Annotated in this window: 11 protein-coding genes and 1 pseudogene; 11 read left to right on the top strand and 1 reads right to left on the bottom strand. The window is 57.6% G+C overall.

What is annotated here, in order from left to right:
- The 11 genes and pseudogenes from virB4 to NKH35_RS29895 form a co-directional block, all read left to right on the top strand.
- Nucleotides 1-1,773 (top strand): type IV secretion/conjugal transfer ATPase VirB4 (virB4, locus tag NKH35_RS29945; RefSeq protein ID WP_352917319.1); only part of this gene is annotated, 1,773 nt, incomplete at its 5' end.
- A 13-nt stretch (nt 1,774-1,786) separates the two neighbouring features.
- Nucleotides 1,787-2,470 (top strand): TrbJ/VirB5 family protein, encoded by a 684-nt coding sequence (locus NKH35_RS29940; protein WP_023673704.1) that lies wholly within the window; start codon nt 1,787-1,789, stop codon nt 2,468-2,470.
- Nucleotides 2,471-2,528: 58 nt separating this feature from the next.
- Nucleotides 2,529-3,416 carry a type IV secretion system protein gene (locus NKH35_RS29935; RefSeq protein WP_352917317.1) on the top strand — a complete coding sequence of 296 codons (888 nt, stop codon included), beginning with the start codon at nt 2,529-2,531 and terminating at the stop codon, nt 3,414-3,416.
- 27 nt (nt 3,417-3,443) lie between these two features.
- On the top strand, nt 3,444-3,602 hold the full coding sequence (locus NKH35_RS29930) for a type IV secretion system lipoprotein VirB7 (RefSeq protein ID WP_081726271.1): 159 nt from the start codon (nt 3,444-3,446) through the stop codon (nt 3,600-3,602).
- Nucleotides 3,599-4,312 carry a type IV secretion system protein VirB8 gene (locus NKH35_RS29925; protein WP_023685154.1) on the top strand — a complete coding sequence of 238 codons (714 nt, stop codon included), beginning with the start codon at nt 3,599-3,601 and terminating at the stop codon, nt 4,310-4,312. Before NKH35_RS29930 ends, NKH35_RS29925 begins: the two co-directional genes overlap by 4 nt.
- A complete protein-coding gene (locus NKH35_RS29920; protein WP_023673701.1) occupies nt 4,309-5,193 on the top strand; it encodes a TrbG/VirB9 family P-type conjugative transfer protein in 885 nt (294 codons plus the stop codon). The genes NKH35_RS29925 and NKH35_RS29920 overlap by 4 nt, the downstream gene beginning before the upstream one ends.
- Entirely contained in the window at nt 5,186-6,325 is a 1,140-nt protein-coding gene (gene virB10 / locus NKH35_RS29915) for a type IV secretion system protein VirB10 (RefSeq protein ID WP_352917315.1), read from the top strand. Before NKH35_RS29920 ends, virB10 begins: the two co-directional genes overlap by 8 nt.
- Nucleotides 6,309-7,349 (top strand): P-type DNA transfer ATPase VirB11, encoded by a 1,041-nt coding sequence (virB11, locus tag NKH35_RS29910; protein ID WP_352917313.1) that lies wholly within the window; start codon nt 6,309-6,311, stop codon nt 7,347-7,349. The genes virB10 and virB11 overlap by 17 nt, the downstream gene beginning before the upstream one ends.
- 717 nt (nt 7,350-8,066) lie before the next feature.
- Nucleotides 8,067-8,753 carry a response regulator gene (locus tag NKH35_RS29905; protein WP_023673698.1) on the top strand — a complete coding sequence of 229 codons (687 nt, stop codon included), beginning with the start codon at nt 8,067-8,069 and terminating at the stop codon, nt 8,751-8,753.
- A 177-nt stretch (nt 8,754-8,930) separates the two neighbouring features.
- Nucleotides 8,931-9,092: a hypothetical protein gene (locus NKH35_RS29900; RefSeq protein ID WP_373432818.1), complete on the top strand. Its 162-nt coding sequence runs from the start codon at nt 8,931-8,933 to the stop codon at nt 9,090-9,092.
- A gap of 172 nt (nt 9,093-9,264) precedes the next feature.
- Nucleotides 9,265-9,423 (top strand): annotated as a pseudogene (locus tag NKH35_RS29895) (ATP-binding protein); the annotation flags it as partial.
- 861 nt (nt 9,424-10,284) lie between these two features.
- On the opposite strand, the gene NKH35_RS29885 reads toward NKH35_RS29895, so the two are convergent.
- The coding region (locus NKH35_RS29885) for a TCP-1/cpn60 chaperonin family protein (protein WP_352917311.1) at nt 10,285-10,683 on the bottom strand (399 nt) is incomplete at its 5' end.

The raw sequence follows: 10,683 nt of genomic DNA, 5'->3' as shown, positions 1-10,683 counted from the left end.
CTTCCGGTTCCGATGGTTACCGGCTCACTTGGCGCCTCGATCTACACTGACCAGGTCATCTGCGGGAAGCGGGCGCTTGAGATTCGAAGGCCCGGGGATAGCTCCGTCGGATCATTGTTTTCGTTCCGTGAAAATCCGGCGACGACGCGGCCGGGCATGCTAAATTCCTTGCTGTCCGCCAACTTCCCGCTTGTCCTGAGCCAGAGCTTTTCCTTCCTTACTCGCCCGCAAGCTCATGCCAAACTAAGCCTTAAGTCCAGCCAGATGACGAGTGCCGGCGACAAGGCTCTCACCCAGATCAATGAACTTGCCGAGGCAGAGGACGCACTGGCAAGCAACGAATTCGTGATGGGTTCGCATCATCTGAGCCTGTGCGTCTATGCCGACAGCCTCAATAGCCTTGCAGATCGCGCAGCAAGTGCCCGCGCACGGCTGGCCGACGCGGGCGCCGTTATCGTCCAAGAGGGCATCGGCATGGAGGCCGCATATTGGTCCCAACTTCCGGGGAACAACAGGTGGCGCACGCGCCCGGGGGCGATCACCTCACACAATTTTGCCGGGCTCGTCTCATTTGAGAACTTCCCAAGCGGTTCCAGTTCCGGCCACTGGGGCAATGCTGTTGCGCGCTTTCGCACAAACGGTGGAACTTCTTTCGACTACATCCCCCATGAGAATGACGTCGGCATGACGGCAATATTCGGGCCCGTTGGCAAAGGCAAGACGACGCTGATGACCTTTGTCCTCGCGATGCTTGAGCAAAGCTTGGTTGATCGCAATGGTGCGATCGTCTTCTTCGACAAGGATCGGGGTGGTGAACTGCTGGTGCGAGCCACGGGAGGGACATATCTTGCGTTGCGCAGAGGCGCTCCGAGCGGCTTGGCCCCTCTGCGGGGACTGGACACCACCTCCGCCTCTCGGGACTTTCTGCGCGAGTGGTTGATGGCCCTGATCGAGAGTGACGGCCGTGGTCCGATCTCGCCGGAGGAAAGCCGTCGGCTGGAACGCGGCATTGTTCGTCAGCTTTCGTTCGAACCCCCTATGCGCTCACTTGCGGGCCTGCGCGAGTTCCTATTGCACAGCCCCTCCGAGGGCGCAGGAGCACGGCTGCAGCGGTGGTGTAGAGGGGGGGCGCTTGGATGGGCCTTTGACGGCGACGTGGACGAAGTAAGGCTGGATGCCTCCATTACGGGCTTCGACATGACGCAGCTCCTGGAATATGAGGAGGTCTGTGCACCGGCCGCCGCATACCTTCTGCATCGAGTGGGCGCTATCGTCGATGGTCGTCGGTTCGTGATGAGCTGCGACGAATTTCGATTCTATCTACTCAACCCCCAATTCTCGGCCGTTATCGACAAGTTCTTGCTCACGGTCCGCAAAAACAACGGCATGTTGATACTCGCAACGCAGCAGCCTGAACACGTTCTGGAATCGCCTCTCGGAGCTAGTCTCGTTGCGCAATGTATGACGAAAATTTTCTACCCATCACCGACGGCGGACCGCTCTGCGTATGTCGATGGCTTGAAGTGCACTGCGCAGGAGTTCGAGGCAATCCGCCAGGGAATGGCAATCGGCAGCCGCAAGTTTTTGCTCAAGCGCGATAGCGGGAGTATTGTTTGCGAATTCGATCTTGGGCAGATGCGCGAGTACGTAGCCGTACTCTCGGGGCGGGCCAACACAGTGCGCTTTGCCGATCAGCTTCGCAACCAGCACGGAGACGCCCCAAGTGGGTGGCTCGACAAGTTCATGGCCCGGTACCACGAAGTTCAAGACTGACGGAGGAATATTCATGAAATTTGCCAAACTTGCAGTAACGACCCTTGCTGCTTCCCTTCTGCTTCACGGACAGGCCCGTTCGCAATTTATCGTCAGCGACCCTGTAACAGAAACACAAGCGACCTTAACAGCGCTTTCCAATGCGGCGATCCTTGAGAGGTCAATCGAGACGCTCGCTACCACGATTGAAATGGTGACAATTCTAACGTCGTCATTCGCTGTCACGGGACTGCTAAGCTCACTTAACCAAGGAAATCACTACCCGTCGAGCAATAAGCTGGAGGAGCAGATGTTTGATGCTCGGGCGCCAGCTTCGATTATGGCCCGTAACATTGCGAAGGACCCAAATCGGATAGTCAACGGCACCGATTCAGAAGCGAAACTGTTACAGGGACAAATCGCCGGGGCCGCCAATGCCGCAGCTATTGCAGCCGACACTTTGGGCATGATGGACAAGCGCCTTAAGGATAACGCCGGCACGCTTGGTCAGCTTTCCCGCTCGGGAAATATTATGCAGGCCACCGTGACCAACGGCCTGGTCCTCAAGCAGATTCACGATGCGATGATCCAAAATGTCCAGGCCACGAGTCTGCTGACAATGGCCACTGCACAAGGGAGCCTTCACGCCGTGGAGGAGGCCGCCACGCAGCGTCGCGAACATCAGGACACCGCTAATATGTTTAGCATCCTCCCGTAAACCACACAGAGTTCATCAGGCTCAGCTGCGCTGATCAGGGACACATCAGGCTCACGCCATGAATTTCAAAATTCCCGCGCCATTCACGACTATACACACGATCTTTCATGGGGCCTTCACGTCCGGGCTGCACAAAGTGCTTGAAAACGTCCAAGCGGCGGTCAGTGCGCCTCTGGTTGCGTGTGTCACGCTCTGGATAATAATCCAAGGCTGTCTGGTCATGCGTGGTCAAGTCGATGCGCGCGGGGGTATCTCGCGCGTAATCATGGTGTCGATTGTCGTCGCCCTTATCTTAGGGCAGGCCAACTATCAGCAGTACATTGAAGCGCTCTTCGACGACACGATTCCGAGGTTGGCTCACGACATCAGTGGCAGCGACTTGCCCTTCATCGGAATCCCTCAGAAGCTCGATCTCATGTTTGCTTCAAGCCAGTATGTCTTTCAGCTGATTGCTTCCGAAATTGGGCCTATGAACGGCCAGGACATACTTGCTTTCGAGGGAGCGCAATGGATTTTCTACGGCGCGCTGTGGACAGCGTTCGAGATCTACGATGCCGTTGGAATTCTGACGAAGGTGCTCTTGACGATCGGCCCCCTGGTCCTTGTAGGCTACCTTTTTGATCACACTCGAGACATAGCCACCAGATGGATCGGCCAACTGCTCTCGTACGGGCTGCTGCTTCTCCTCCTCAACATCGTTGCAACGATAGTAATCGCTGCCGAAGCAGTCTCGCTGGCAGCCATGCTTTTGATGATCAAATTCTCGGGCACGACAGCAGCCAAGATCATCGGGCTTTACGAGCTCGACATGCTTTTCCTAGCTGGTGACGCTCTGATCGTCGCGCTTCCGACGATCGCCAGCAGCATCGCCGGCGGCTCTTGGGGAGGTGCGAACCGACCTCTTAACAGCCTCAATCGCCACTTTGCCAACACGGCGGGTGCTTAATCACTCGACAAGCTCGGTGCCAAAAACATGAAATATTGCCTACTTCTGTCAATCCTCGCTTTGGCCGCCTGCAAGACGAGCCATGGGCTTGCGACATGCGCGGGTGCCCCATTCCAACTGAACGTGGGACAATGGGAAACCACCCCTGAGGATCTTCGGGTCGAATGCGCGGAAGAGCCAAAGTGAAAGTTCCTGAACATGCCCTTCTGGTGGAGAGAGAAACGCTAGCCGCCCACTATAAGAAGGTGGAGGCGTTTCAAACTTCACGAGCGAAGTCTGCGCGGCGCCTGTCAAAGGCCCTGATAGCCTTTGCCGCAGCGGCGGTCCTAGGAAATGTTGCACAGGCATTTACCATTGCTGCCATGGTCCCGTTGGCCAAGCTCGTACCTGTGTTCCTCTGGGTCCGGCCGGATGGGACCGTCGACAGCGAAGTGTCAGTCTCTCGACTGCCGGCAACCCAAGACCGAGCCGTCATAAATGCTTCGCTGTGGGAATATGTACGCCTGCGCGAGGGGTACACAGCAGATACAGCCCAATACGCCTATGACCTCGTATCCAGTTTCAGCGCGCCGGCTGTGCGACAGCAATATCAAGATTTCTTCAACTATCCGAATCCCACCTCGCCGCAAGTCACGGTCGGCAAACGCGGCAAGCTCGAGGTCGGGCATATTTCTTCAAACGACATCAGTCCGGACGTTCAACAGATCCGTTACAAACGTTCGCTTGTTGTCGATGGGCAGATGCCGATAGTGACCACCTGGACAGCTACCATCCGCTACGAGCGCTTGACGGGTCTGCCTGGGCAATCGAGGCTCACCAATCCGGGAGGTCTACTCGTCACTTCCTATCAAAGCTCGGAAGATAGCGTATCGAACCTGGGCTATGTGCAGCCATGACAAAAAGAGCGTTTCTCGCGCTGGTCTGTTCACTCTTCTTAACGATGGAAGCGTCAGCGGAAGACACACCACTTGCCGGCAAGCATGATGCGCGCATGCGCTACCTGGCTTACCGTCCTGACGAAGTGGTGCGCCTGTCTACCGCAGTGGGGGCAACGCTGGTTGTCACATTCGCGGCCAACGAGACAGTCGCAGCCGTGGCCGTTTCCAATAGCAAAGACCTGGCTGCGCTCCCGCGCGCCAACTATCTCTTTTTTAAGGCTAGCCGGATGCTCCCGCCGCAGCCGGTCGTCGTGCTGGCCGAGAGTGAGTCGGGTACACGGAGATACGTCTTCAGTATTTCAACGAGAGCGATGCCAAAACTCGATGAGCAGCAACCTGACCTATACTACAGTGTGCAGTTCACCTATCCTGCTGATGAGGCTGCTGCTCAGAGAAAGGACGCAGAAAGGCGCTCGATTCTTGGTCAGGCCCGGGCGAAAGTGCTGCGCGACGAGAGAGTTCAGGATTTGTTGAATCGGCCCGCCGCAACTACCAGTCCGGACGAAAGCAATTTTCACTACGTCGCAAAGGGCGATCGATCGCTGGCGCCGCTGGAAGTTTTCGATAATGGCTTTACCACCGTATTTGGCTTCGCAAGCAATTCCCGCATACCCTCCCTCTACATTATCAATCCCGACGGCAAGGAAGCCGCTGCCAATTACACGGTCAAAGGAGACTATGTTGAAGTATCCGCAGTCGCCCGGGAATGGCGTCTGAGAGATGGCAATACGGTCTTGTCCATTTTCAACAGGGCTTATGACCCTGTGGGACGAGCGCCAGGGACCGGTACAGTGACACCCGACGTGTGGCGCGTTTTGAAAGGCCCGGCCGATGAATGAAACCGGCCCACAGTCGGGACATGATGTCCATGCCTCAGGATCGATGGTCTCGGAGCCGGCCCGCCGGCATGTTTCGGGATTGCAGAAGTTGGCCGTCGCTGCTCTTGTTCTCATCTCATCTCTATCGCTCATCTGGCTCGGCGGTCGTCCCAGCACACAAGACGAGCCAACTCAGCCAAAACCTCCAATTGTCGCCGACGCCGAGCCATTCCGCCCCGTGCCGATTGAGATTGCTCCCGAAGCTCCAGCACCCGTACAGGCGGCGCAGGCAGGAGATTCTGCGCCATCCACGCCGCCTCCGGCGCCAGCTGATCCGCCGCCGGAGGAAACACCAATTTTCGCCTACAGTGGCAGCGGTCAAATGCCCAACGACGGTCAGCGGAGCGAAGACAACCATAGGGATGCTCCCGCGACCTCGCATGAGATTTCAGACGCTGGCGATCTGACGGGGCGATTGAAACCAGATATACAGGAGCCAAGCCGGGCCACACTTTTGCCGCACCCTGATCTCGTGATTACCCAAGGAACGATAATTCCCTGCATTTTGCAAACGGCAGTCGACACAAATTTACCCGGTTATGTGAAGTGCGTCTTACCTAAAGACGTCCGCGGCGCCACCAACAACGTGGTGCTTTTGGATCGCGGGACGACCGTGATTGGCGAGATCCAGCGTGGTCTCCAACAGGGGGATGCGCGTGTCTTCGTGCTGTGGACGCGCATCGAAACGCCTGACCATGCCCTCGTTTCGCTAGCGTCGCCGGGCGCTGACGAGCTCGGCCGCTCCGGAATGCCTGGCACGGTGGATAATCACTTCTGGCAGCGCTTTGGCGGAGCAATGCTCATGAGCGTCATTCAAGGCGCGTTTCAGGCCGCCGGTCAATACGCTGGCAGCTCAGGTGGAGGAAGCGGCATCAACAGCTTCCAGAGCAACGCCGGACAAGCCGTTGACACGACCCTTAGAGCAACGATCAACGTTCCGCCAACTCTGAAGAAAAACCAGGGAGATGCTGTATCCATCTTTGTGGCTCGGGACCTCGATTTCTCAGATGTATACGATCTTAGACCGATCGCCGTGGCGCCAGCCCCCCAACATCGCCAACGCCGGAGAGACAACAATGCGACCGGAGGCTGACCCTCAATTGCGTTTGCTTCTCAACCCTGTTTTGAAATGGCGTGAGGAGCCAAGGACCGAAGAGGTCGCTATCAACCGGCCTGGGGAAGCCTTTGTCCGACAGGCCGGCGTTTTCACGAAACATCCGCTGCCGCTATCTTATGACGATCTGGAGGACATCGCGATCCTCGCTGGAGCGCTGCGCAAGCAAGATGTCGGACCGCAAAGCCCCCTCTGTGCGACTGAGCTGCCGAACGGAGAGCGGCTGCAGATCTGTTTGCCGCCCGCTGTTCCCTCAGGAACAATAAGCCTGACGATACGGCGTCCCTCAAGTCGTGTGACCGAACTCAAGGAAGTTTCTTCTCGCTACGAATACTCGCGTTGGAATCAATGGCGGTCACGAAAGGAGCGCCAAGAGCGGCAGGACGAAACGATTCTTCAGCACTACGACCATGGTGACTTGGAGCAATTTTTGCGAGCATGCGTTTGCGGGCGGCTCACGATGCTGCTTTGCGGACCTACTGGAAGCGGCAAAACGACAATGAGCAAGACTTTGATCAACGCTATACCCCCGCAAGAGAGGCTGATAAGTATCGAGGACACGCTCGAACTTGCAATCCCGCACGAGAACCATGTCCGGTTACTTTATCCGAAGGACCGAGCAAGCGTAGGTGCGGTGACAGCCGAGCAACTGTTGCAAGCCAGCTTGCGCATGCGCCCTGATCGAATATTGCTTGGCGAGATGCGCGATGATGCTGCTTGGGCCTACCTTAGCGAAGTCGTCTCCGGCCATGCGGGATCAATATCAACGATTCATGGGGCGGATCCGGTCCAAGGCTTTAAAAAGCTCTTTTCACTCGTCAAGAGCAGCCCGCAAGGAGCTGCTGTGGAAGACCACACGCTTCTTGACCTGCTGTCGGCTGCCATTGACGTCATTGTGCCGTTCAGTACCCACGGCGACGTGTATGAGGTGGGGGAGGTGTGGCTCGCCGCCGATGCCCGGCGACGCGGAGAGACAGTAGCCGACCTTCTTAACAAGCACTAAGGCTAGAGCACGTCGGGGATCGGTAAGTCGTTTGTGATACGATGGCGTAATTTGTTCAGATTGAACGTCCACTTTGATTTGAGGGAGGTGGATAATGGGAGGAGGACTGGGCGTAGACCTTCGGTCACAAGTCTGAAGTCTTCGGGCGCCCTGTCGGCGCGGCAAGTTGCGGCACGATTCGACTGGGTGTATCGAGCGCGTCCGCTGAATTGCGCGGGCGACGCTCACCGAGCTGGTGCCGATGCCTGCTTCAAAAGCGGCATCGACACCCGGCAGTCGTACCCTTGATTTACCTAGCCGCGCTCAATGAGTGTCTTCAAAGCCGCCGAACGTGGTTCGGAATGACCGGTGGTAAATCGGGAAGTGCCATATAGGGAATCCTCCTGGTATTGCCTCCAGGGGGTCCTCTCAATGAACAAAGCCGCAACCTGCCCTTGCGACCTCAGCTGGATGTTGCGACGCAACCCATAGGAGGATCGATGCGCAGAGAAATCGCAGGCAGAGTCGGTGGCATTGTGGGCCCGCCGACCGACGGTTTCAGCCCGTCAACAGGTCTTCACGTGTTCCATCCCCGACTATTGCAGGCGTGCGGCTTGCATGCTCCCGCGATCACCCATCGGAAAGAGCGTTACGAACACTACGAAGAGTTGCGCGACTTCCGCTGTCGCCCCGGTCTTACAGCGGACGGTGACCTGTCCGACCTTGATAGGACGTGAAATGCGAACGCTGCTCATTGATCATCATGTGGATCTTACGCGCGCTGTGCGAGTTGCGCTCGGGGATAGCGGTTTTGCCGTTGATGTAGTTGGCAACCTGGAACAGGCATCGAGGGCATTTTGTTGCGCTACCTATGAAATTCTCCTGCTGGAGTTGGCTCTGCCAGATGGCGATGGCTTGGGCTGGCTGAGACAGCTAAGGAGCAACGGGCATTCAGTTCCAACCCTCATTATGAGTAGCATCAACGATCTCGAGAAGCGGATTGCAATTTTCAACGGTGGCGCGGACGACTTTCTGCTCAAGCCCGTCTCTTTCGATGAGCTCATCGCCAGAATGAGAGCCATTCTGCGCCGGTCGACACAGGTGACCGACCCCATCGTTGTATTTGGCAATCTCAATTTCGATCCGATCGGCCGACAGGTTTCCGTCTCGGGTCATCCTCTGAAGATCGCACGCCGCGAACTATGTATTTTAGAGCATCTGCTTATCCGTGCAGGCCGCATCGTGCCTCGTGCGCAGTTGGAAGATCACCTCTATTCGTTCAACGACGAGGTATCTGCCAACGCGCTTGAAGTCGGAATCTATCGCTTACGTGGACACCTGAGAAGGTCAGGTGCAACGCCACGTATCACGACCATGCGCGGCATTGGTTACATTCTTGAATTGACTGAGGCGGCATCCGCATAGTTGGTCTAAATTGAAAGAACAGACTGCCTGCCCGTCGTCAGGGTGAGCTTGTGGCCATAATGGACATCGCGGCCGCCCTTGACGATGATGTCGGCATGCGGTTCGAACGGCTCTGTCGCAAACCTTTTTGTAAGCGAGCATGGCAAGAAAAACGCCTCAGCTGTGGAGGAGCACGTGATGTTCAAGGGCCGCCATTTCGACCAGGCTATCGGCTTCAAGTCGCATGCGAACGACGTGGTTATCCTCTCCGGCATCGAGATGATCCACATGATGGGCAAGCGACAGGCGAGGTATGCCTACAAGGCTGTCGATCGCTGTTTCGATCTCCTCGCTGCCTGACGGACAGGCCGAAATGGCCGTTCACAACCCCATTTCCAGGTTTGCGACAGAGCCTTTTGTCGGCGTTGCCGGCTTCGAAGGGCCGGTGCGCGCCGAGCGGATCAAGATCACCCCCGGCCACCTTGCTGCGGCCACTCGCCGAGTACGAAGCGGCGGCCGGAGGGAGCTGGTGATGACGACCCTAGATCATGACCTGCTGATCGCAATCCTGGATCGGCTGAAGTTGACGGCGATCCGCGACCAGCTCGACACGCTCATGTCGAGCAAGATCGCGCAGTTCCCGTTTGTCCGCGAACTCGACGGCTTCGGCTTCGACGCGCAGCCATCGGTCTGCTTCAGCCAAACGTATTCATAGGTATGGGACAGGCTGCTATGTCCGCCACCCACGCCTGCTCCGAGGCCCTCCAGGGCAATGGTCTGAGACCTGGGCTCAAGCCCTTCGGCGAGGAGGATGAGACGCCGCTGGAGCTCGGGTGCAAGCGCTGCCACGCCCGCTCCGAGGCCCCACAAGGCCGTAGCGCAGTCGTCGGGGTCACGAGGCCCCTCGGCCACGACGACGAGACGCTGCTGGAGCCCGGTTGCAAGGGCTGCCACAGATGGCCTGAACCTGAATCCGCCTTTCTTGAGGCGTTGCGACTATCCGCGGCGACACGCAGCTCTTGATTTGTGTGCGAAATCCTCAGCAGATCCATCGGGCTGAGCCGCTCAGCAATATCAACGAGAATGTCCAGCGGCAGATCAAGGATACTCAGAGGAGGAAACGCTCTTGAGGCTCAGAGCGCGTCTGCTCCACTATAGATCAGGATGATTCACCGGGTCCTTCAACGCCAGCCGCGGGTTCCGATGAGAGAATTGTCCCTGATATCACGCTCGATGGAGTTAAATGGCGAGATGGGCGCCTTGCCACGCTCCTCAATGCCCCTCATGATTCACCGCCTATAGCTACCAACTGAATGAATCATCGTGATTGTCGCGCAGCGGAATCCTCAAGGATCGGGCAGTTCGTAGGGGGCGCCGGTTTGACCAGGTTGAGCCCGCGAATTGCTCGATCGGACAAGATCCTAATTCTCGACCATGCGGTGAGGCTCGAACGAGATCCTCGGGACGCACTCCAAGGTTTCGATCATGTTCGGCACACAAGGAGAGGGCGGCATGCTGCCGCCCTGTCCGCTGTAAGCTGATAGGGGCTGGATTAAAAATCCATACCGCCCATCCCGCCCATGCCGCCCATACCGCCGCCGCCCATGCCGCCAGGCATGCCGCCGCCAGCAGACTCCTTCTTGGGAGCCTCCGCGATCATGGCTTCGGTGGTGACGAGCAGGCCGGCGACCGAGGCCGCGTCCTGGAGGGCAGTGCGCACGACCTTGACCGGATCGACGATACCCATGGCGATCATGTCGCCATATTCGCCGGTCTGGGCGTTGTAGCCGTAGGTCGCGCCCTTGTTGTCGAGGATCTTGCCGGCGACGATCGAAGCTTCAGCACCTGCGTTCGACGCGATCTGACGGGCCGGAGCCTGCAGTGCACGACGAACGATGTTGATGCCGGCAGCCTGGTCGGCATTGACGCCGGTGACCTTGATGTTGGCCGA

Origin of the sequence: Mesorhizobium sp. M1143 (genome assembly GCF_040318435.1) — a bacterium.
Taxonomy (GTDB): Bacteria; Pseudomonadota; Alphaproteobacteria; order Rhizobiales; family Rhizobiaceae; genus Mesorhizobium.
The sequence above is the reverse complement of the archived record's forward strand: the minus strand, read 5'-3'. Positions and strand labels throughout refer to the sequence as shown.

Coding starts and splice junctions, on each gene's coding strand:
- NKH35_RS29940 (WP_023673704.1), top strand. CDS start 1,787: ATGAAATTTGCCAAACTTGCAGTAACGACCCTTGCTGCTTCCCTTCTG.
- NKH35_RS29935 (WP_352917317.1), top strand. CDS start 2,529: ATGAATTTCAAAATTCCCGCGCCATTCACGACTATACACACGATCTTT.
- NKH35_RS29930 (WP_081726271.1), top strand. CDS start 3,444: ATGAAATATTGCCTACTTCTGTCAATCCTCGCTTTGGCCGCCTGCAAG.
- NKH35_RS29920 (WP_023673701.1), top strand. CDS start 4,309: ATGACAAAAAGAGCGTTTCTCGCGCTGGTCTGTTCACTCTTCTTAACG.
- virB10 (WP_352917315.1), top strand. CDS start 5,186: ATGAATGAAACCGGCCCACAGTCGGGACATGATGTCCATGCCTCAGGA.
- virB11 (WP_352917313.1), top strand. CDS start 6,309: ATGCGACCGGAGGCTGACCCTCAATTGCGTTTGCTTCTCAACCCTGTT.
- NKH35_RS29905 (WP_023673698.1), top strand. CDS start 8,067: ATGCGAACGCTGCTCATTGATCATCATGTGGATCTTACGCGCGCTGTG.
- NKH35_RS29900 (WP_373432818.1), top strand. CDS start 8,931: ATGTTCAAGGGCCGCCATTTCGACCAGGCTATCGGCTTCAAGTCGCAT.